This window comes from Actinomadura graeca (assembly GCF_019175365.1).
GTDB lineage: Bacteria > Actinomycetota > Actinomycetes > Streptosporangiales > Streptosporangiaceae > Spirillospora > Spirillospora graeca.
On sequence record NZ_CP059572.1, the window covers coordinates 3,798,191 to 3,818,524 of the forward strand.

Genomic DNA, 20,334 nt, shown 5'->3' on the forward strand with positions numbered 1-20,334 from the left:
AGGCTTACCTAACTTCAAGAGGTGAGACTTGCCTAACTCCCCGGTGCTCCGGCGCGCGGCGATCCCCGCCTCTGTCACGGCCGCCGCCCTCGCCGCGTTCGCGCTCGCGGCCACACCCGCCCACGCCGCCGCCGTGCGGGTGTCCCCCACGTCCGGCGTGAACCCCGCCGGGCAGACGGTCACGGTGAGTGGTTCCGGCTTCGACGCCGACCGCAACAACGGCTTCGGCGTCTACGTCGTGTTCGGGCCCCGGCGCGCCGACTGGGTGACCGACTCCAACGCCTACCTCGCGGCCCGATGGGTGCACCGCGGCGCGTCCGGAAGCGGCGGGCAGGCGCCGATGAGCTCCTCCGGAGGCTTCTCGGTCAGCCTCTCGGTGAAGGCCAAGTACACCGACGGCAGCGGCAGGAAGGTCGACTGCCTGAAGACCCAGTGCTACGTCATGACCATGGCGGCGCACGGCGTCCCCGACCGCAGCCAGGATACCGCCACCCCGATCCGCTTCACGGGCTCCGGCCCCGGATCGGGGGGCGGGACGGGTTCCGGCGGCGGGGCGGGGACGGGCGGCTCGTCCGGCACCGGTACGGGCGGTGGGACGTCCTCCGGGTCGGGGACGGGCGCACAGGGCGGGGCGGGCGGGTCCGCTCCGGCCGGCGGCCCGTCCAGCACCGCGTCCGGCGCGCCCTCAGCGGTGGCGGCGCCGGGCGCGGTGTCCCCGGACGGCCTGTCCCCCGCGGGCGCGTTCGAGCAGACGCCCTCCGGCGGGCGGGCCGGATCGCCGTGGCCGTTCTGGGCCGTGACCGGAGCCGCCGTCCTCGCCGTGCCGGCCGCCCGGCACGTCGCCCGCCGCCGTGGGGCCCACCGGCGGAACCCGTCATGACCGGGACACCCCTCTTGATCTGCGGCGGCACTCCTGTACAGTCCCGATCTTAGGTAAGCCTTACCTAAGTTTTCGAGAGGAACCGATGTCCAGACGCAAGACGAGGGCGACCGTGCGGCTCGCCCGCGGCGCGGCCCTGCTCGCCGCCGCCGGGCTGACCACGATCGGGCTCGGCGCCGCCCCGGCGCTCGCGGCCGGTCCCGCGACCACCGTCACCCCCGCGACCGGGGCCGACCCCGAGGGCGCGACCCTCACCGTCCACGGCAGCGGGTTCAACGCCAACGCCAACAACGGCCTCGGCGTCTACGCCGTGTTCGGGCCGAAGGGCCCCGACTACGCCACCAACGCGAACGCCTACCAGGCGTCCAAGTGGGTGCACAAAGGGGCCACTCCCAGCGCCGGGCAGGCCGTCATGAACGCCGACGGCACCTTCGACCTCACCTTCACCGGCATCAAGGCCACGTACACCGACGGCGACGGCAAGCAGGTCGACTGCCTGAAGACGCAGTGCTACGTCATCACGATGGCGGCGCACGGCCTGCCCGACCGCAGCCAGGACAGCTTCACCCCCGTCACGTTCACCGGCGGGGAGAATCCCGGCCCGGGCCCCGGCCCCGGCACCCCCGCGGGGACGGGACAGCAGAAGCTGTCCACCAAGGTCGCCAACGGGGCGCTCACCCTCGCCCTGGCCGGTGACAGCGCCGAGCTGAGCGCGGTGGCGCCCGGCAAGCACTCCACCGGCGCGCTACGCGCCGCGACCGTCACCGACGCACGCGGCACCCAGGCGGGCTGGAGCCTCGTCGGCGAGGTCACCGACTTCGGCCGCGCGGCGGGCGGGACGATCCCGGCGGCCGGGCTCGCCTGGTCCCCGACCGCGCGTGTCGTGGACGACGGCTCGCAGGGCACGGTCACCCCCGGCGCGGCGGGCACCCTCGGGGCGCCCCGTACGCTCGCGTCGTCGGCCGCCGGATCCAGCGGCGGCGTGTTCGAGGCCGGCGCCGGACTGGACCTCAGCGTCCCGGCGGGCACCGCGCCCGGCGACTACACGGCCACCCTCACCCTGACCCTGTCCTAAGCCCGGGACCTGAGGGCGAGCCGCCAGGCGAGCCCGCCGGGCCGGGGCCGCAAAGGAAGGGGTGGGGATGGTCGAAGCATCCCCACCCCTTCAATCGCAGAGAGTACGCGGAGTCATTTCCTGATGAACGCAAAGCGCGGAGCCGCCGTCGTGGCCGCGGTGACCGCACTGGCCGCGTCCACGGCCGTCCCGGTACCGGCCTCCGCCCACGCCGGGGCCGCGCCGGTCGCCGCCGGGGGCATCCCTCGTGGCGCCGCTCGTGGCGCCGCGCCCTCGCCGGACGGGTTCGCCTGGTCGGTCAAGCCCGCCGGTGCCAAGGGGCAGTCGCGGCGCGACTTCTTCGTCTACGCGGTCTCGCCCGGCCAGCAGGTGCGCGACAAGGTGGTCGTCACGAACATGAGCACGCGGAAGCTGACCTTCCGCGTGTACGCCACCGACGCGTTCAACACCGCGGACGGCTCGTTCGCGCTGCTCGCCGCGGACCGCACGGCCACCGACGTCGGCACCTGGATCAGCGTCGCGGGCGCGCCCGCGCGCACCGTCGCGCCCGGCCGCTCCGCCGGGCTGCCGTTCACGCTGACCGTCCCGCCCGGCGCCACGCCGGGCGACCACTCCGGCGGCGTGATCGCCGCCGTCACCGAGCAGACCACCGGCGGCCAGGGGCAGCGCGTCAACGTCGACCGCCGGATCGCCGCCCGCGTGTACGCGCGGGTGGACGGCGCTCTCACCTCGTCCCTGCGGGTGGAGGGCCTGAAGGCCGCGCACGACCGGCCCCTGTTCGGCGGCGGTGACGTGGACGTCACCTACCGGATCCGCAACACGGGGAACGTGCGGCTCGCCGCGACCGCGCGGGCCGGTGTCAGCGGCCCGTTCGGCACGGGCCTCGGCAGCCCGGCCACGCGGCGGGTCCCCGAGCTGCTGCCCGGCAACGTCTACACCTTCACCGACCGGGTCCGCGGCGTGTACCCGGCGGGTCCGCTGACCGCGACGCTGCGTCTGACGCCCGCGGCCGCGGCGGACGGCCCGTCCGGCGGCTCCCCGGCGGGAGCGCGGCCGACCGTCCGGACCACCGGGTGGTGGGCGACGCCGTGGGCGCCGCTCGCGGGGGTCGTGTTCGCCGTCGTCCTCGCCGCGTACCTGGTGCGGCGCCGCCGCAGGGCCAGGGCATGAGGACGCTGCTGGCGGCGGCGCTGGCCGTCCCGCCGCTCTCCCTCGCGGCGCCCGGCCCGGCCGTCGAGATCGACCGCGCCGAGGCGCGCGTGGGCGACACCGTCACCGTGGACCTGGCGGCGTGGCCGTCCGGCAACGTGCTGATCGAGCTGTGCGGCAACGGCGGGACGCGCGGCTCGGCCGACTGCGCCGTCGCGGCGGCGGCGACCACGTTCGTCGACGCCAAGGGGCGCGGCACGGCGATGGTCACGGTCGTCAGGCCGCCGATCGGCTGCCCGTGCGTGATCTCCGTGCGCCCGGTCGCCGGGGGGCGTGCGCGGACGGTCCCGCTGGCGGTCAAGGGCGTTCCGTCCCTGTCGTCCGCGCAGCGCCGCGCCGTGTCCGCCGCGCCCGTGCGCGACCTCGCCGTCTCGGGGATCCGGGTGACCGGCGGCGGCCCGTGGCCCGCCTGGCTCGGCGGACCCGCGACGCGGACGGTCACCTTCACCGTGCGCAACACCGGCGCCGCGCCCGTCACCGACCCGCCGCTCACACTGGCGGCCGGACGCGGCGCCGAGCCCACCGGGATCCTGGACGCGCCGAAGATCGGGACGCTGGCGCCCGGGCAGGAGCGGACGTTCTCCGTGCGCGCCCGGCTGCCGGGCCCCGCGTTCGGCCGGTACACGGTCGCCGGGGAGCTGACCGGCGTCGACCGGCCCGCGCGGTTCACCGCGCGGACCTCGTCCTACCCGTGGGCGCTGCCCGCCCTGATCGTGCTCGCGGCACCCCTCGCCGCCGTCAGGGAGTTCCGCCGTCCCCGCGGCCGCGCCGGACGCGGGCCCGCCGCGCCGCCGCGCGCCGTCGCCATGAACGAGATCGTCGCCCTGAACGTCGGGCAGTGGCGGCGGCTGCGCAACCTGTCGAGGTCCGCGCTGGCCGAGGCGCTCACCCCGCTCACCGGGGCGGCGTGGACGGACCGCGACGTCGAGCGCGCGGAGACCTTCGTCCCGCCCCGGCGGTTCGACGCCGACGAGCTGCTGGCGCTCAGCCGCGCCCTCGACGTCCCGCTGCCGGCGCTCCTGCTCCCGCCGTCCGGCTACGAGATCGCGCCTCCCGCCGCCCCGGTCGTCGGTTCGGGGCGGGCGCCCGCCGCCGGCCCGTCCGCCTAGAGAAGGAGAGCCATGGAGCAGGAACCGTTCACCGCCGAGGTGGTCGCGGCGATAGCCCGCCACATGAACGACGACCACGCCGAGGACTCGGTGCTGATCGTGCGGGCGCTCGGCGGGCAGCCGGCGGCCACGGCCGCGGTGATGACCGGGATGGACGCCGACGGGATCGACTTCTCCGTCCAGGTGGACGGGCGTCCGGTGCCGGTCCGCATCCCCTTCGGCGAGCGGCTGACGGAGCGGGCGCAGGTGCGCGCCGAGGTGGTGCGCATGTACGAGAAGGCCCGCGAGGGCCTGCGGTTCTCGGTCAGGTTGCGCACCGCCACCCAGCCCGACCACCGGGACACCGAGCACTCCCCCTACATGGACGCGCTCGTCGAGGGGCGGCTCTCCAGGGACGAGTACGCGCTGCTGGTCGGGCAGCTCTCCTTCGTCTACGACGTCCTGGAACAGGCGGCCGACGCGATGCGCGACGACGAGGTCGCCGGCGCGTTCGACTTCGCCGGTTTCCGCCGCCTGGACGCCCTGCACGCCGACCTGGAGTTCTTCCACGGGCCGGACTGGCGCGAGCACGTCCGGGCCGACGAGGCGACCCGCCGCTACTGCGACCGGCTCCGCGAGGTGTGCTTCGACTGGGCGGGGGGCTTCGTCGCCCACCACTACACCCGCTACCTCGGCGACCTGTCCGGCGGGCAGGTCATCGCCCGGCGGCTCAAGGGCGCCTATGGGCTCGACGACGGCGAGGGCCTGCGCTTCTACCAGTTCACGGGACGGCCGAAGGCGCTGAAGGACCGGTACCGGGTCCTGCTCGACACCGCGCCGTGGGACGAGGCGGAGCGCGCGCGCATCATCGCCGAGGTGAAGACCGCCTACCGGCTGAACTCGGAGCTGATCACCGCGCTGGGCCGCCGCCTGCCCATCGACCCGGCCGCGTGACGCGGTGACTCCGGTGCCGTCCGGGGCTCCGCGGGAATCTCGGATTGGAGCGCGCCATAAGACCGGTTGGGGTGGTTATGAGGCATTCCAGCAGGCCATCGTTCTAGGCTGTCGCCCGTGACCTCAGGGCAGATGGTGATCGACGGCCGCTTCGAGCTGCGGGGACGGCTCGGCAGCGGTGGGATGGGCACGGTCTGGCGCGCGTTCGACCTCGCCCTGGAGCGCGAGGTCGCGCTGAAGGAGGTGCGGCTCGCCGACACCGAGACCTCCCGGCTCGACCCGGACGTCGTGACGATGCTGCGGGAGCGGGTGATGCGCGAGGCCCGCGCCCTCGCCCGCATCCACCACCCCAACGTCGTGACCATCCACCACATCGTGGACTCGCCGGACATGCCGCACCCATGGCTGGTCATGGAGCTCGTCCGCGGGGAGTCCCTGCACGACCGCCTGGAACAGGGGCCGATGCCGCCCGCCGAGGCCGCCGCCGCAGGGCGCGGGATCCTCGCGGCGCTGCGGGCCGCCCACGCCGCCGGGATCTGCCACCGCGACGTCAAGCCCGCGAACGTCCTCCTGCGGACGGACGGGACGCCCGTCCTCACCGACTTCGGCATCGCGGTGCTGGAGGAGGCGTCCCGCGTCACCGCCACCGGCGGGCTCGTCGGCTCGCCGGAGTACATCGCGCCCGAGCGGCTGCACGGGCACGAGGGCAACCCGGCCTCGGACCTGTGGTCGCTCGGCGTGCTGCTGTACGTGGCCGTGGAGGGCCGCAACCCGCTGCGCCGCCCCACCACGGCCGCGACGCTGGCCGCGGTCATGACGGCGCCGATCCCCCCGGCGCACCGCGCCGGGCCGCTGGGGCCCGTCCTCCAGGCGCTGCTGGTGCGGGAACCCGCCGCCCGCCCGGCGGGCGACCACCTCGACCACCTGCTCTCCCAGGCCGCCGCGGCGGCAGGCCCGGGGACCGCCACGGGAAAGGGCGCGGCGTCGCCCATGCCGGGGCCGACGCCTGTGCCGGGGTCGATGTCGGCGCCCCTGCCGTCGAACCCGTCCCTGCCGTCGATGCAGGGCCCGCCGCCGCCACCGCCCGGCTTCTCGTTCCCCGGCGGCCCGGGGACGAACCCGAACGCGTTCCCGCCGCCGATCCGGATCACCGACCCGGCGCTGCGGCCGCGGCGCCGGTCGCCGCTGACGACCGTCCTGATCGCCACCCTGGCCGCCGGGGCGGTCGCGGCGGTCCTGACGACCTTCATCGTCGTCCTGCCGAAGGTCCTGGACGTGCCCGGACGGGTGGCGGCCAGTGGCCGTCCGAACGGCACGACCCCCGCGGGCGGCACCGGCGGCACGGGCGGGCCGCGCGGCGGTGGCGGCGGCACCACCGAGACCAAGACGCTGCTGACGCCCGCCGCCATCCGCGGCGTGATCAAGAAGTTCGAGGAGGCGTCGCGCAGCAGGCGGTTCGCCGAGTTCACGGTGTACGAGGAGCGCGCGGACGCCGACGCCCCCGTCGCCGGGCGCCGCGCCGCCTTCGACAACTACACCTATGAGAAGGGCGCGGACGCCGCCGTCCGCAAGGGCCCGAGCATCGCCATCACCACGGGCGACGCGAAAGTGGACCTCAACTCCTTCAATTGGGACGCCCTGCCCGCGCTGATGCAGCGGGCCGCGCGCACGCTCAAGGTGCCGAAGCCGACGATGAGGTACGTCATCGTCCGGGCCGCGTGGACGTTCAACGGCGACCGGCCCACCATGATGATCTACTTCACGGACGAGTACGACGGCGGCTACCTGGCCGTGAACACCAAGGGCAAGGTCATCAGCACCGTCCCCGCCGACTCCTGACGTCCGCGCGTCCAGGATCTTTCAAGCGACGGCCAAGACACCGCGTGCGGCGGCGCATCGCCGCGTGCCGCGCCGCCCCCCGGCCGTAGGGTCCCGCAGGCGCGGCCGGGCCGATCCGGAGTGCGGCGCGCCTCCACGCAGAGGGGGACGTCGTGAGGACCAACTGGAAGGCCGCCGTCGCAGCCGCCGGAGCGGCCGCCACCGTGGCCGCCGTCGCGGCCTGGCCCGCCGGATCCGCGTCCGGCGCCGCCGGGGCCGGTCCGAAGGGCTGGATCCTGCTGGACCACGAGGGCTTCGACGAGCCGCTGCGCGTCGACGCGGCCAAGTGGCGCCTCGACCCGCAGGGACCGCGCAGCCCCTGGCACGTCGACGCGTTCGACGACGACGGCGAGGCGTGGAAGAGGATCAGCGGGCCCCTGTTCGACAAGCAGCTCGCCACCCTCAACGTGTTCCGCAAGCGCGTCGCCTTCGGGCACAAGGGCTGGCTGACCGCCGAGGTCGCCGCCGTCGACAAGGACCGCGACGGCCGTCCCGACTCGCGTCCCGGCCTGTCGACCGCGCGTCTCCCCCACGGCCAGAAGGCCGCACGGCTGTCCGAGCCCAGCTGGGACGCCGGGGTCCTGATCCGCCCCACCCGCCCGCTGCCGCGCCACTACCGCGTGGAGATGACGCTGCGGGGCATCGAGTTCGGCGGCAAACGCCACGGCACCTTCGACTACAACGGCAGGCACAACGGCTACACCAGGGAACCCTGCAAGACCCGTTTCCCGTGGACGTTCCAAGGCGCGCTGCCCGGAGCGTCGCGTTGCGACTACCCGAACGTGACGCGCGAGAACGGCTTCTACTACATGACGATCCTCGACTACGCGACGCCCGCGCCCCACGGCAACCCCGGCATCCACTACCGGCGCAAGGCCATCATGGACGGCTACTACAGCGACGACGAACGCTGGAAGAACGCCGGGACCTGCAACCCGAAGACGGGCAGGATCTACCGCACCTTCGACGGCACCTTCAACGGCGTCAACGCGCTGTTCCCGCGCGGCGACCTGTTCCGCGAGGCCGCCAACAACAACATCAGCAACGAGTACTACATCAAGTCCGCCTGCGGGAACGTCTCCATGGACAAGCCCTACGGGCCGGGCGGCAAGTTCCAGGGCCACCTCACCAGCGCCGAACTGCAACCCCATCTCCTGCCCAAGGCCGCCTACCGCTTCGCCGTGGAACGCGACCGCACCGGATACACGCTGGAGATGAGCGGCCCGTTCCTGCACACCGGCCAGACGACACTGCGCGTCCACCACGACTTCGTGGAGAACGGCCGTCCGATCTGGCACTACAACCAGACGCCCGGCGAGTACGACGGCCGCTTCGACCGCAGGCTCCTCCACAAGGGCCCCGCCGGGACGTACACCACCGGGCACTCCTGGCCGAAGGGCTCCGCCTACCCCGACTCCTTCATCATCGGCGATCCGCACCTGAACTACTACGAGGGCTCCGCCTACATCGACGACATCCGCCTCTACGTGCCCCGCAGGTGACACCCGCGGACCGGCCGGTCCGCACCTGAGCGATCTTGGCATGCCCGGGCCCAGCGCCGGGTCAAGTGATCACGAAGCCCGACCGTGTCGGTGCCCGGCGCCCGCGCCCCGGACCCGAAGCTAGCGGTGATCATGACCCTGACCTGGGAGATCCCGCATGCGCTACCGCTTCGTGCCCATCGCCGCGGCCGCCGCCCTCGGCGCCGTCCTCACCGCCCCGGCGGCCGCCGCGGACCCGCCCGCGCCTCCCGGTGCGACCGAGGCCGCCGAGCACCTCGCCGCCCTCATCGTCGCCGAGGAGGGCTCCATGACCGGCTACAGCCGCCAGAAGTTCCCGCACTGGACGACCGTCTCCGGGACGTGCAACACCCGCGAGACCGTCCTCAAGCGCGATGGCGAGAACGTCCGGACCGACGCCCAGTGCGCCGCCGTCGAGGGCGAGTGGACCAGCCCCTACGACGGCGCCCGGTGGACGAAGGCGTCCGACCTCGACATCGACCACATGGTCCCGCTCGCCCAGGCATGGCGCTCCGGCGCCGACCGGTGGACGACCGAGCGCAGGCGCCGCTTCGCCAACGACCTGGACAGCTCGCAGCTCTGGACCGTCACCGACAACGTCAACCAGGCCAAGGGCGACAAGGACCCCGCCCGGTGGAAGCCGCCGCTGACCTCCTTCTACTGCACCTACGCCCGGTCCTGGATCGACGTGAAGCACCGCTACGGCCTGACCGTCGACCAGGCCGAGAAGGACGCGCTGGGCGAACTGCTGCGGACCTGCTGACCCGAGGTCAGCGGCCCCTCCCCCGGCGGGGCGGGCGCATCCGGAAGCCCCTGGTCCCGTGGTTCCGCCTGCACCGGCCGCATCCGGACCGGCGCCCGCGGGGGCGGGGGGAATCGCACAAGACTCGCGAATCCCCCCGCGCCTCGCCCCGCCGTCCAGAAGAACGCCCGAACCCTCCCAGAAGCCCAATAACCGCAGAGCAGACGGACCCGGCGGCGCCCAGAACGGCGGAGAGGGCCTGCGCCAGAGTGAGCATGTCGTCCAAGATGACTCCCAAGACCGGGCCCGCGCGACACCGCCGGGCCGTGTCCGCCCATTCCCGTGCCGTGGCCGGTTTCCGGCGATCTGTGTGCGCGGCCGGTGCCCCTGTCTAGGCTGATGGGATGCCCCCACGCGAGCCTTTCGGAGGCCGTCCGGACCGGATCCGGAGGCGGGCGTGACGACCGGGCGCGACGGCGACGCGGCGGGCGGGTTCGCGAGCGCGCTGCGGGCCCTCTACGAGGCCGCCGGACGGCCGCTCCCCCGGATCCTGATCTCCCAGGCCCGGGCGCAGCGGCCCCCGATCCGGCTGAACCCGAGCTCGCTCAGCGACTGGATGGCGGGGATCAGCGTCCCCTCGGATCCGCGGGCGGTGGGCTTCCTCGTCTCCTACCTCCAGGCGCGTGTGCCGGTGCCCCCGGGGCCGGGTCCGCGCCCACCCGGATGGTGGGAGGAGTTGAGGGCCTCCGCCTGGGAGGAGCGGCACGCGAACCGCGGCGGCCGCCGGCGGACACGTCCCGGAGCAGCGGCCGAGGCGGCGGCGCCCTTGTCAGGCAGCGAAGCACGGCGGTTCTGGTCCGGTGTCGTCCCCCGGCAGGCCGACTGCTACCAGGCGCGTCCCTCGGCCGTCCGGATGCTCGACGAAGACGGCACGGGCGGATGCCACGTCCTCACCGGGACCGGCGGTGTCGGGAAGACGCAGATCGCCGCCCACTTCGCCCGGGAAGCCTGGCGGACGGGAGGCGTCAGCGTCCTCGTCTGGATCCCGGTCATCACCAGGGAGGCGGTGATCGCGGGCTACGCCCAGGCGGGGGTGGCCCTCGCGGACGCGAGTCCGGGCGATCCCGACCGCGCGGCGGAAAGGTTCCTCGCCTGGTGCGAGACGACCGAGGAGAACTGGCTGGTGGTGCTGGACGACGTAGAGGAGCCCTCGTCCCTGCGCGGCTTGTGGCCCCCGCATCCGTCCCGCGGCCGGACGGTGGTCACCACCCGCCGCCGTGACGCGGCGTTCACCGGTCAGGGCCGCCGACTGCTGGAGGTCGAGTTGTTCACCGCCGACGAGGCGTCCGCCTACCTGACCGCGAAGCTCGCACAGCACGGACGCGAGGACGAGCCCGCTCAGATCGACGGGCTGGCCGGGGACCTCGGCCACCTGCCCCTCGCCCTCGCCCAGGCCGCGGCGTTCATGATCGACGCGGAGCTGGACTGCGCCGCCTACCGGGAGCGGCTGAGAGACCGCCGGCGAACCCTCCTCGACCTGGTCCCGGACGTCGGCGCGCTTCCCGACGACCACCACGCGACCGTGGCGGCGACCTGGTCGCTGTCCGTCGAGCGCGCCGACCGGATCCGCCCCGCCGGGCTGGCGCGGCCCCTGCTCGAACTGGTCAGCATGCTGGACGCCGGAGGCGTCCCCGCCGCCGCGCTGAGCAGCCCGGCCACCCTCGCCTACCTGGAGCGGCGCCGGGGCACCGCTCCTGTCAGCCCCGAGGACGCGCGGGACACGCTGCGCACCCTGCACCGGCTGAGCCTGGCCGACCACGACCCTCGATCCGGCCAGCGGTCGGTCCGCGTGCACGGCCTCATCCAGCGGGCCACCCGCGAACCGCTGCCGGACGACCTCACACGGACGGCGGTGCGCGCGGCGGCCGACGCCCTGCTCGCGGTCTGGCCCGAGACCGAGCGGAACGGGGACCTCTCCTCGGTGCTGCGCGCGAACGCCGAGGCCCTGATCTCCCACGCCCACCGGGACCTGTTCCACGAGGGCGCCCACCCGGTGCTGTTCCGCATGGGCGTGAGCCTGGGCGACAGTGGCTCCTCATCGGCCATCGGCTACCTGGAGGACCTCTTTTCGACGGCTCTCGCCACGCTCGGGCCGCGCCATCCCGACACGCTCATCGCCGCCCGGCACCTGTCCTGGTGCAGGAGCGAGGCCGGACGTCCACGGGAGGCCGTCACCGCGCTGCGGCTGCTCCTCGAAGAGCAACTCGGCGTCATGGGGCCCGACCACCCGGAAACGCTGGCCACGCGCAGGTGCCTCGCCCGGAGCCTCGCCGAGGCGGGAGAGCCGGACGCGGCCCTGTCGCTGTTCCGCGAGCTCATCGCCGATCAGACGCGCATCCTCGGGCCCGCCGCCCCGGAGACGCTCGCCACCCGCTGCAACCTCGCCCGCTACCAGGGGGAGGCCGGAGAGCACGCGGACGCCGTCGCGGCCTTCGAGGAACTGCTGGAGGACCAGCGCGGGGTCTTCGACGCCGACCACCCGGAGGTGCTCTCAGCCCGGGGCAACCTCGCGCGCTGGCAGGGCCGCGCGGGGGACGTGGACACCGCCGTCCGCGCATTCGCGTCCGTTCTGGAGGACCATTTGCGGATCCTGGGCCCGAACCATGTGGAGACGCTCACGACACGGAACAACCTCGCCTTCTGGACGGGCAAGGCGGGAGATGTGAACGGCGCGCTGGAGGCGTTCCAGGCCCTGCTGGACGACGAGCTCCGGATCCTCGGGGCCGATCATCCGCGGACGCTGACGGCACGGGCGAACCTCGCCCGGCTCACCGGCGAGAACGGCGACGCCGCAGGGGCGGTGGAGGCGTTCGAGCGGCTGCTGGAGGACCGCCTGAGGATCCTCGGCCCCGGCCACCCCACCATCGCCGTCACGCGCGAAGGGCTGTCCCGCTGGCGGGGTCGCGCCGATCCGCTCCTGGAGACTCCGTCAGACGCCTCCTAAGATGGACATGACCGCTGGACCCCGACCACCCCGACGCCCGACGGCCGTCTCGGGAACATCGATCCGGGCCGGACCCGGGTCGGCGTGTCGACGGAAGGCCGCGCATGGACCACTCCGGCCCGGAGCCCCTGCTCTGGCGAAAGAGCAGGGCGAGTCAGGGCGCCGACGAATGCGTGGAGCTCTCCGTCCTCGACACGATGGTCTTCATCCGTGACTCCCGGAACGTCGGCGGCGGCATGCTGGCCTTCACCCGGAGCCAGTTGCGGGAACTCTTCGAACGACTCCGCGCCGAAGGCTGACGCGGCGCACCCGCCGGTCGGGCGGTGTACCCGGAGGGGTGGGGACCGGGGGTCAGTGTTCTTGGGGTGGGTAGTGGGCCAGGCCGCGGGCCAGGGTGCGGGCCCAGGGGGCGTCGACCTGGTCGATGGCCATGGCGGTCACGGCGTCGCACCAGAAGCCGCGCAGGAAGTACATCTGGATCTGGCCCTCGGACGCGCCGGACACCTCCCGCACGTACTCCACCGCCTCGGCGTAGCAGGCGCGGATCGCCTCGCCGATGGCGGGCTCGCTCGCGGCGCATTTCGCCTGCATGAGCACCATGGGCAGGTTCCGGTCGACGATCAGCCGGGCGTAGGCGTCGCCCATGGCGAACAGGATCGCCTCAGGGTCGCCGCTGCGCACCTGCGCGGCGCTGTCGGCCAGGCACTGGAGGATCCGGTCCGCGCAGTGGTTCACCACGGCGACGAACAGCGCCTCCTTGCCGGGGAACAGGCGGTAGAGGTACGCCTGCGAGATCCCGGCGTGCCGGGCGACCTCGGTCGTCGTCGTCCCGTAGTAGCCGCGCGCCGCGAACGCGTCGGTCGCGGTCCGCACGACCGTGGTGCGGCGCTCGTCGGCGGTGGAGAGTCTCCGGGGGGTGGCCATATGAGTAATAAACCACTCACACTTTCGGGCGGCAACCCGCCCGGCTTCCGCCGGACTTGGCCGCGACGGCGAGCTCCCGCTACTTAGTGTTGCTTTTATCAACATGTACGCGAGGAAGCCGCGCTGACGCGGGGTCTTGTTTGAGCTTAGGTGTTGTGTTTATCAACAGCGAGCTATATACCTGCTGTGACGACCCTCCACGAGCCCGCGAAGGCGGACGCCTTGGGCACCCCGCCACGGCCTGCGAGCGCCACCCGGACGGGCTCCGGAACGAGGAGTCGCGGTCAGGATCTGGGAGGTCTTGGATGACGACGAACGACAGCGTCAGACGGACGGGCAAGGCGGCGGACATCGGGCGCCGGGGGCTGCTGGGGAGCGCCACGGCACTGGCGGTCGGCGGGGCGGTGCTCGCCACCGGCGCGGGGACGGCGGCCGCGGGCGCGGGCGTCCCCCGTCCCGACTCGCCGCTGAAGCCCATCCCCGTCCCGCCGCAGGTGCCCGCCGCCTCGGGATACGTGCAGGTCCCGGGCGCGCGCCTCTGGTACTGGGACACCGGGGGCCGCGGGGCCCCCGTCATCTTCCTGCACCCCGCGACCGGCAGCGCGGAGAGCTGGCCCTATCAGCAGCCCTACTTCGCCAAGGCCGGGTACCGGGTCATCTCGTACTCACGGCGCGGGCACTACCGGTCCGACGCCGGGTCCAAGGACGAGACGGGGACCGGCTCCGGCGACCTCCACGCCCTCGTCGGGCACCTCGGCGTCCGGCGCTTCCACGCGGTCGGCGTCGCCGCGGGCGGGGGCCTCGCGCTCGACTACGCGCTGTCACACCCGGACCGGCTGCACAGCCTGGTGATCAGCGGCAGCCTGACCGGCGTGACGGACCAGGCGTACCGCGACATGCTCTCGCGCCTGCGGCCGCACGGCTTCGACGAGATGCCCCCCGACTTCATCGAGCTCGGGCCGTCCTACCGGGCGATCGACCCCGCCGGCGTGCAGCGGTGGCTCGACATCCACCACCGCGCCGTCCACACCGAGGTGAGCCAGCCGAACGCCAACAGCCCCGCCTGGGCCGACGTCGAGCGGCTGCGCGTCCCCACGCTGCTCCTGTGGGGCGACGGCGACCTCTACAGCCCGCCGACCGTCCAGCGGATCATGGCGGGCCACCTCCGCGACGTCGAGACGGTCGTCGCCAACGAGTGCGGCCACCAGCCGCACTGGGAGCGCTCGGACGTCTACAACCCCGTCCTGCGCAGGTGGCTGGGCAAGCACTCGCGGTGACCGGTGTCGCCGGGGAGCCCGTTCGCGCCGCGGGCTCCCCGGCGGCCTCTCAGCCCAGCCGTGGTATGACCTCGGCGGCGAGCCGCTCCATCTGCTCCAGGTCGTCGAAGAGCGGGGTGAGCAGGATCAGTTCCGCTCCCGCGTCCGCCACCTCGCGCAACCCGCGGACGCACGCGTCCGGGGGTCCCCAGACGGCGACGTCGGACAGGCCGTCGCGTCCGTAGAGGTTCCGCAGGCCCGCCGCCACGCGCTCCCCCGCGCGCGCCGCGTCGTCGTCCACCGCGATGTAGACCCGCTTGCCGATGGGGAAGGACGCGGCGTCGCGTCCCTCGTCCGCCAGCGCCTCGCGCAGGACGCGGACCTCCCCGGCGAACTGCTCCGTCGTCGCCGACCCCGCGCCGATGAACGCGTCACCGTGCCGGACCGCGCGCCGCAGCGCCGCCGGGGCGTGGGCGCCGAACCAGATCGGCGGATGCGGCCGCTGGAACGGCTTGGGTTCCATGGCGGCGCCCTCGACCTGCCAGAAGCGCCCGTCGAAGTCGATGCGCGGTTCCGTCCAGCACGCCTTCATCAGGTTCAGGCCCTCGGTGAAGCGGGCGACGAGGCCGTCCGGGTCCACGCCGAACGCGCCGAACATCCGGCCCCGCCCGCCGGTCCCGACGCCCACGTCGAGACGGCCGCGGCTGAGCTGGTCCAGCGTGCTCAGGCTCTTGGCCAGGTGGACGGGGCTGTGCAGCGGCGTGACGAGCACGGCGCAGCCGAGACGCAGCCGCCCGGTGCAGGCGGCGGCGAAGGCCATGGTCTCGATGGGACTCAGCCGGGACGCCGAGCCGAGCACCTGTTCCTGCGTCCAGGCGCCCTCGAAGCCGAGTTCCTCGGCGCGCTCCAGATGGGCGCGGAAGGCGGCCGGGTCGAACTCCCGGTCGGTGACGTCCTGCGGGATGGAGATCGCGAAACGCATCTCCAAGACACTAACGGTCGCGTTCGTCCTGAACGACGGCGGGTCCGGAACCCGCGTCGGCCGGCGGACGCGGCCGGGACGGGCGCGGGCTCAGGCGGTGTGCGGGAGCTTGTTCAGGGCGGCGCGGATCGCTCGGACGGCCTCGCAGACCTGGTCCGGCGGATAGGCGGTGTAACAGAGGCGGAAGTAGCCGGGCTGGGGGCACATCTGCGTCTGGCCCGGCAGGATCTGGACGTTGGCCTCTCCCGCGATCCAGGCGGCCAGCCGCGCCTCCGCGTCGTCGATCTCGGGGAACAGGTTGGGGAAGGCGATGGATCCGGCAGGGGGTACGCGCTGCAAGTAGGGGCGCAGGTCGAGCAGGAAGAACTGGGCCGGATTGCGTCCCGGCTCGCCCTCTCCGTAGTACGGGATCTCCTGTGTCTCCAGTTCCTTGGCGATCTGCCGGTGCGCCTGGGTGAGCAGCTTCTTGTACTCCTGCATCAGCGCGCGGGGGTACCACTCGGGTTTCTGCGAGCCGTCGGGGAAGAGCAGCCTGATGTAGGCGTTCTTGAGGGAGTCCAGCGGGCCGAACCAGGCCATCGGCGACCGTCCGCCGCCGCCCTTGACCGCGTCCTGGACCGCCTTCGACTTGGAGATCAGGAAGCCGACCCGGAAGCCGGAGAGGCCGAAGTCCTTGCCCAGCCCCCACACCAGGTGGATCCGGTCGGTGTGGGCCTCGTACAGGTCCAGGGACAGGACGGTCGTGAACGGCGGATCGGCGCCCTCGATCTGGGAGTGGGCGTAGATCTCGTCCGTGACGAGGTGCAGGTCCGGTTTGGTCATCGCCCACGTGCAGATGTCGTTCAGGAGCTGCCTGCTGAAGTTCACACCGAGGGGGTTCTGCGGGTTGGTCAGCACCAGCAGCTTCGGCGGACGCGGCTCCCTGTCGTAGGCATCCTTGACGTCCTGGAGGGTCAGCTCGAACTCGATCTTCGGTGCGACGGGCACCAGGCGCAGGCCGGGGCGCTGCTCGAAGCACCACCGGAACCCCTGCCAGCACGGCACCGGCACCATGACCCCGTCGCCCGGTTCGAGCGCCCCGGTGTGGAGCAGGGCGAACGCGAGCGACTCCAAGGCGCCGGACACCCCGGCCGTGGCGCAGACGTCGCTGTCGGCGTCGATCCGGGGCGAGAAGGTCTCGTGCAGCAGGTCGGTCACATGCTTCCGCAGGTCCTTGAGGCCGTACGGCGGGGACTTGTAGCGGACGTCGTCCATCTCGACCCGGGCCTTGTCGAGGACGTGGCTCTTCAGCGACGGGTACGGCAGGACGTTGTCCGCGATGGCGAGGTTGACGACCGGCCGCCCGGTCACCTCGTGGAAGGCGGCGATCCGCTGCTCGGCGTCGGCGATCCGCAGCACCTGCCCGAGCAGTGAGGACGCGGTCCCCTCGGACGGCTCCTCCGCTCCGATCCCGTTCTCCGTCATGGGCCCTCCCGATGCGCCGGCCGGTCGGGAACCGGCTGGGCCCCGATCGCTCCTGGTCCTGTCCGCCGGTGGCCCAACTCCAACCCAACGCCCGGTAACCATTGGTCGGCCCGCGCGATGGTGGCGGAGGAGGGCAACCGGTCGCGGGCCCCGGTCCGAAGACCGGGTGATGAGCACCTCCATCATGCTGTTCACCCGCGATCTGCGGATACGCGACAACCCGGCGCTCGCGGCGGCGTGCGGGGCGGACCGCGTCGTCCCGCTCTTCGTCTTCGACGACGCGATCCTGGACGGCCCGTTCGCCGCGCCGAACCGTGTCCGGTTCCTCCTGGACAGCCTTGCCGACCTGCGCACTTCGCTCCGGGAGCTGGGCGGTGACCTCGTGGTGCGGCGCGGTGACCCGGTCGCGGAGGTCGCGCGGCTGGCCTCGGAGACCCGCGCGGAGACGGTGGTCCTCGCCGACGAGCGGTCCGCGTACGCGACGCGGCGGCTCGCGCGGCTCCGCGAGGAGGGGCTCACGGTCGCGGCGCACCCGGGCATCACGGTCGTCCCGCCCGGGGAGCTGACCCCGGGGAGCGGGGAGCATTACCGCGTGTTCACCCCGTACTGGCGGGTCTGGGACACGACGAGGTGGCGGCCCGCCGCGGAGGTGCCCGAGGCGGTCCGGCTGCCGTCCGGGGTGCGGGCCGGTGCCCTACCGCGGCTCACCGCCCTGACCGCGGGGTCGCCGTCGCCCGACCTCGCGCGCGGCGGCGAGCGGGCCGGACGCCGCCGCATGGAGGAGTGGCTGCGCGGCGACGCGGCCCGGTACGAGGAGGCCCACGACGACCTCGCCGCCGACCGCACGTCCCGGCTCAGCCCGTACCTGAAGTTCGGCTGCGTGTCCCCGCGCGAACTGGCGGAGGCCGCCCCGGACGGGGCGCGGCGCCAGCTCGCCTGGCGCGACTTCCACCATCAGGTCGCCGCCGCGTTCCCGGCGCTGGCCCGGGAGGACTACCGGCCGCGCGGACGGACCTGGAACGACGACCGCGAGGCGCTCGCCGCCTGGTGCGACGGCAGGACGGGCATCCCGATCGTGGACGCCGGGATGCGCCAGCTGCACCGCGAGGGGTTCATGCACAACCGGGCACGCCTGATCACGGCGTCGTTCCTGACCCGCGACCTCGGCGTCGACTGGCGGCAGGGCCTGCGCCACTTCAACGACTGGCTCGCCGACGGCGACATCGCCGACAACGCGGGGAACTGGCAGTGGGTCGCCGGGACCGGCAACAGCACCCGCCCCGACCAGGTCATGAAGCCGCTGCGGCAGGCGTCCCGGTTCGACCCGCGCGGCGACTACGTCCGGGCACACGTGCCGGAGCTCGCCGGGATCGAGGGGGCGCGCGTCCACCGCCCGTGGACGCTCCCCGGGAGCCGCAGGGACGCCCTGGACTACCCGGCGCCCATCGTCGACGTCGGCTGAGCGCGCCTCACTTGAGCGGGTCGTGGCCCCAGTTCATCAGGGAGTGACGCCACTTCGTGTCCTTGACGTCGCCGGACGGGCGCTGGGCGAGATGGCGGTGGACGTACCCGGCCACCTTGGCCATGTGCTGGTGGTCCTTCTCGGTCAGGTCGGCCTTCTTCGTCCGCAGCAGCTCGACGATCCTGCGGCCGGACGCGTGGCCCGTCGACTCCCCGCCGCCGTCCTTCTGCCCGGCGGACCGCGACTCGTCGGTCTTCAGCCAGTCCTCCAGCTCCTTGGCCGTCATGTTGACCGCCTCGCCGAACTCGGCCGCCCGGTCGTCGCCGCTCATTTCGAGCGCTTGCGCTTGCGCAGCGCGGAGCCCTTGTGGACGGCCTTCCTGCCGCTCTTCTCGCTCCGCACGGCGTACTGCGGCTCCTCCGGCGAGGCCGCGACGGTCCGCCCGGCCTCCTCACGGCGATCGGTGATCTTCTTCTCGACACGGCCCTTGGCGGTGGAACCGTGGCTGCTCCACGTGACCTCGTCCCCGACCTCGGGTTCCCTCTTTTTCCCCATGTGCCTCGCGGTACCCGCCCCTCGACCGGATACTCCCGCGAAACGCCTGGTCAGCCGCTCAGATCGGCCAGGACGGCTTGCGCGGCGCGCCGTCCGGACACCAGGGCGCCCTGGATGGACGCGGTGTCGCGGTGGTCGCCGCAGACATAGCGTCCCCGCCCGGCCCGGACCGGCCGCCGCACCCGCAGCGGAGGCGTCATCGCCGGGAGGGCGTCCGCGACCGGGTAGCTCGCGACGAGCCGCCACGCCGAGGTGTCCCCGTAGATCTCGTTCAGCCGGCCGCGCACCCGCGCCTCGGGGACGTTGAGGCCGAGCACCGAGGTCGAGATGAGCGCGCGCCCGTCGGGCGAGTACTCCGGGGCGGCGTCGGTCAGGACGAGCGTGTCGGTGATCACGCCCTCGGCGTCGATGATCTGGACGGGCTCGCCCAGCGGCGACGCGGGGGCCGCGTGGTAGAAGGTCGTCACCGACCGCATCACCGGCGCCTCCACCCCCGGGACCAGCGCCGCCGCGCGCACGGGGTCGGTCGCGACGACCACGGCGCGGGCCGGGATCCGCTGGCCGTCCACCGTCTCCACGCCCTCGCCCGTGACCGCGCGGACCGGCGTGGCCAGCGCGACCGTGTCGTCGGGGAGCCGGGAGGCGAGCTGCGCCGGGGCCTGCCCCATGCCCAGCGCCGGGACCCCGATGGTGCCACGCGCGAAGGACCGCCAGATCAGGTGGAAGAAGCGGCTCGACGTCTCCAGGTCCCGTTCCAGCAGGACGCCCGCGAGGAACGGACGCAGCAGCCTGTCCACCATCTCGTCCGATATCCCCCAGTGTCGGAACTCCGCGGCCGTGCTGCGCTCGGTGCCGTCGAGTATCCGGGAGCCGGGGAACGCGATGTCGCGGGCCGTCATCGCGGCCAGCGCGGCCTTGTCGCGGACCGAGCCGATGTCGGCGAACACCCCGCTGAGCGCGTGCCCGGGATGCCGCCACGGGAGCATGACGCGCTCGCGCCGCCCCTCGTGGAAGACCAGCAGGCCGGACGAGAACGGCCGCAGGTCGAGGGCGGGCAGGTCCAGGACGCGCCGCGCCTCCGGATAGGCGGTGTTGAAGACCTGGAACCCCCGGTCGAGGCGGAAGCCGTCGACGACGTCGGTCCGCATGCGGCCCCCCACGCCGTCCGACGCCTCCAGGACCCGGACCGGCACACCGTCCTCGTGCAGTCGCACCGCGCAGGCGAGCCCGGCCAGCCCCGCCCCCACGACGATCACGGCATCGGACACGCGTCCCCCATCCCCCGCGCGCCACGGGCGGACGCCCGCGGTCAGGGCCACCATGCCCGCCACAAGGGCACTT

The 20,334-nt window shown here is 73.6% G+C and carries 18 protein-coding genes and 1 pseudogene; 13 read left to right on the forward strand and 6 right to left on the reverse strand.

Annotated elements, in window-relative coordinates:
* The first annotated feature begins 28 nt into the window (after window positions 1-28).
* The 11 genes and pseudogenes from AGRA3207_RS16690 to AGRA3207_RS16740 all read left to right on the forward strand — a co-directional run bounded on the left by AGRA3207_RS16690 (window position 29) and on the right by AGRA3207_RS16740 (window position 12,649).
* Window positions 29-880, forward strand: a complete 852-nt coding sequence (locus tag AGRA3207_RS16690) for a hypothetical protein (protein WP_231335561.1) — start codon at window positions 29-31, stop codon at window positions 878-880.
* 85 nt (window positions 881-965) lie between these two features.
* Window positions 966-1,955 (forward strand): WxL domain-containing protein, encoded by a 990-nt coding sequence (locus AGRA3207_RS16695; protein WP_231335562.1) that lies wholly within the window; start codon window positions 966-968, stop codon window positions 1,953-1,955.
* Between the two features lie 123 nt (window positions 1,956-2,078).
* Window positions 2,079-3,125 (forward strand): WxL protein peptidoglycan domain-containing protein, encoded by a 1,047-nt coding sequence (locus tag AGRA3207_RS16700; protein ID WP_231335563.1) that lies wholly within the window; start codon window positions 2,079-2,081, stop codon window positions 3,123-3,125.
* Entirely contained in the window at window positions 3,122-4,273 is a 1,152-nt protein-coding gene (locus AGRA3207_RS16705) for a hypothetical protein (RefSeq protein ID WP_231335564.1), read from the forward strand. Before AGRA3207_RS16700 ends, AGRA3207_RS16705 begins: the two co-directional genes overlap by 4 nt.
* A 12-nt stretch (window positions 4,274-4,285) precedes the next feature.
* Window positions 4,286-4,567 (forward strand): annotated as a pseudogene (locus tag AGRA3207_RS16710) (DUF2470 domain-containing protein); the annotation flags it as partial.
* Complete coding sequence (locus AGRA3207_RS16715; protein WP_231336309.1) at window positions 4,541-5,206, forward strand: biliverdin-producing heme oxygenase; 666 nt, start codon at window positions 4,541-4,543, stop codon at window positions 5,204-5,206. The pseudogene AGRA3207_RS16710 and the gene AGRA3207_RS16715, both read left to right, overlap by 27 nt.
* A 117-nt stretch (window positions 5,207-5,323) precedes the next feature.
* The gene (locus AGRA3207_RS16720; protein WP_231335565.1) at window positions 5,324-7,045 is read left to right on the forward strand and encodes a serine/threonine-protein kinase; all 1,722 of its coding nucleotides are present in this window, start codon (window positions 5,324-5,326) and stop codon (window positions 7,043-7,045) included.
* Window positions 7,046-7,197: 152 nt separating this feature from the next.
* Window positions 7,198-8,586, forward strand: a complete 1,389-nt coding sequence (locus AGRA3207_RS16725) for a hypothetical protein (RefSeq protein ID WP_231335566.1) — start codon at window positions 7,198-7,200, stop codon at window positions 8,584-8,586.
* A 157-nt stretch (window positions 8,587-8,743) separates the two neighbouring features.
* On the forward strand, window positions 8,744-9,367 hold the full coding sequence (locus tag AGRA3207_RS16730; RefSeq protein WP_231335567.1) for an HNH endonuclease family protein: 624 nt from the start codon (window positions 8,744-8,746) through the stop codon (window positions 9,365-9,367).
* A gap of 436 nt (window positions 9,368-9,803) precedes the next feature.
* Window positions 9,804-12,350 carry a tetratricopeptide repeat protein gene (locus tag AGRA3207_RS16735; RefSeq protein ID WP_231335568.1) on the forward strand — a complete coding sequence of 849 codons (2,547 nt, stop codon included), beginning with the start codon at window positions 9,804-9,806 and terminating at the stop codon, window positions 12,348-12,350.
* Between the two features lie 104 nt (window positions 12,351-12,454).
* Window positions 12,455-12,649, forward strand: coding sequence for a DUF397 domain-containing protein (locus AGRA3207_RS16740; RefSeq protein WP_231335569.1), 195 nt, complete (start codon window positions 12,455-12,457; stop codon window positions 12,647-12,649).
* A gap of 52 nt (window positions 12,650-12,701) precedes the next feature.
* Here AGRA3207_RS16740 and AGRA3207_RS16745 read toward each other — a convergent pair whose 3' ends face one another.
* Complete coding sequence (locus AGRA3207_RS16745) at window positions 12,702-13,274, reverse strand: TetR/AcrR family transcriptional regulator (protein WP_231335570.1); 573 nt, start codon at window positions 13,272-13,274, stop codon at window positions 12,702-12,704.
* Window positions 13,275-13,579: 305 nt separating this feature from the next.
* Here AGRA3207_RS16745 and AGRA3207_RS16750 point away from each other — a divergent pair, with 305 nt between their 5' ends.
* Complete coding sequence (locus tag AGRA3207_RS16750) at window positions 13,580-14,551, forward strand: alpha/beta fold hydrolase (protein WP_231335572.1); 972 nt, start codon at window positions 13,580-13,582, stop codon at window positions 14,549-14,551.
* Between the two features lie 49 nt (window positions 14,552-14,600).
* Here AGRA3207_RS16750 and AGRA3207_RS16755 read toward each other — a convergent pair whose 3' ends face one another.
* Together AGRA3207_RS16755 and AGRA3207_RS16760 are read right to left on the reverse strand one after the other, a co-directional pair.
* Window positions 14,601-15,512: an LLM class flavin-dependent oxidoreductase gene (locus tag AGRA3207_RS16755; RefSeq protein WP_231335573.1), complete on the reverse strand. Its 912-nt coding sequence runs from the start codon at window positions 15,510-15,512 to the stop codon at window positions 14,601-14,603.
* 90 nt (window positions 15,513-15,602) lie between these two features.
* Complete coding sequence (locus tag AGRA3207_RS16760) at window positions 15,603-16,976, reverse strand: pyridoxal phosphate-dependent aminotransferase (protein WP_231335574.1); 1,374 nt, start codon at window positions 16,974-16,976, stop codon at window positions 15,603-15,605.
* Window positions 16,977-17,145: 169 nt separating this feature from the next.
* Here AGRA3207_RS16760 and AGRA3207_RS16765 point away from each other — a divergent pair, with 169 nt between their 5' ends.
* Window positions 17,146-18,438, forward strand: a complete 1,293-nt coding sequence (locus AGRA3207_RS16765; RefSeq protein ID WP_231335576.1) for a cryptochrome/photolyase family protein — start codon at window positions 17,146-17,148, stop codon at window positions 18,436-18,438.
* Window positions 18,439-18,445: 7 nt separating this feature from the next.
* On the opposite strand, the gene AGRA3207_RS16770 is transcribed toward AGRA3207_RS16765, so the two are convergent.
* Genes AGRA3207_RS16770 through AGRA3207_RS16780 form a run of 3 tightly spaced genes read right to left on the reverse strand, consistent with a single transcriptional unit; the run spans window position 18,446 to window position 20,261 of the window.
* Window positions 18,446-18,769: a DUF3140 domain-containing protein gene (locus AGRA3207_RS16770; protein ID WP_231335577.1), complete on the reverse strand. Its 324-nt coding sequence runs from the start codon at window positions 18,767-18,769 to the stop codon at window positions 18,446-18,448.
* Complete coding sequence (locus AGRA3207_RS16775) at window positions 18,766-18,993, reverse strand: hypervirulence associated TUDOR domain-containing protein (protein ID WP_231335578.1); 228 nt, start codon at window positions 18,991-18,993, stop codon at window positions 18,766-18,768. The genes AGRA3207_RS16770 and AGRA3207_RS16775 overlap by 4 nt, the downstream gene beginning before the upstream one ends.
* A gap of 50 nt (window positions 18,994-19,043) precedes the next feature.
* On the reverse strand, window positions 19,044-20,261 hold the full coding sequence (locus tag AGRA3207_RS16780) for an NAD(P)/FAD-dependent oxidoreductase (protein WP_231335579.1): 1,218 nt from the start codon (window positions 20,259-20,261) through the stop codon (window positions 19,044-19,046).
* Window positions 20,262-20,334: the final 73 nt, after the last annotated feature.

Coding starts and splice junctions, on each gene's coding strand:
- AGRA3207_RS16730 (WP_231335567.1), top strand. CDS start 8,744: ATGCGCTACCGCTTCGTGCCCATCGCCGCGGCCGCCGCCCTCGGCGCC.
- AGRA3207_RS16745 (WP_231335570.1), bottom strand. CDS start 13,274: ATGGCCACCCCCCGGAGACTCTCCACCGCCGACGAGCGCCGCACCACG.
- AGRA3207_RS16705 (WP_231335564.1), top strand. CDS start 3,122: ATGAGGACGCTGCTGGCGGCGGCGCTGGCCGTCCCGCCGCTCTCCCTC.
- AGRA3207_RS16740 (WP_231335569.1), top strand. CDS start 12,455: ATGGACCACTCCGGCCCGGAGCCCCTGCTCTGGCGAAAGAGCAGGGCG.
- AGRA3207_RS16760 (WP_231335574.1), bottom strand. CDS start 16,976: ATGACGGAGAACGGGATCGGAGCGGAGGAGCCGTCCGAGGGGACCGCG.
- AGRA3207_RS16750 (WP_231335572.1), top strand. CDS start 13,580: ATGACGACGAACGACAGCGTCAGACGGACGGGCAAGGCGGCGGACATC.
- AGRA3207_RS16700 (WP_231335563.1), top strand. CDS start 2,079: ATGAACGCAAAGCGCGGAGCCGCCGTCGTGGCCGCGGTGACCGCACTG.
- AGRA3207_RS16715 (WP_231336309.1), top strand. CDS start 4,541: ATGTACGAGAAGGCCCGCGAGGGCCTGCGGTTCTCGGTCAGGTTGCGC.
- AGRA3207_RS16765 (WP_231335576.1), top strand. CDS start 17,146: ATGAGCACCTCCATCATGCTGTTCACCCGCGATCTGCGGATACGCGAC.
- AGRA3207_RS16755 (WP_231335573.1), bottom strand. CDS start 15,512: ATGCGTTTCGCGATCTCCATCCCGCAGGACGTCACCGACCGGGAGTTC.
- AGRA3207_RS16770 (WP_231335577.1), bottom strand. CDS start 18,769: ATGAGCGGCGACGACCGGGCGGCCGAGTTCGGCGAGGCGGTCAACATG.
- AGRA3207_RS16775 (WP_231335578.1), bottom strand. CDS start 18,993: ATGGGGAAAAAGAGGGAACCCGAGGTCGGGGACGAGGTCACGTGGAGC.
- AGRA3207_RS16695 (WP_231335562.1), top strand. CDS start 966: ATGTCCAGACGCAAGACGAGGGCGACCGTGCGGCTCGCCCGCGGCGCG.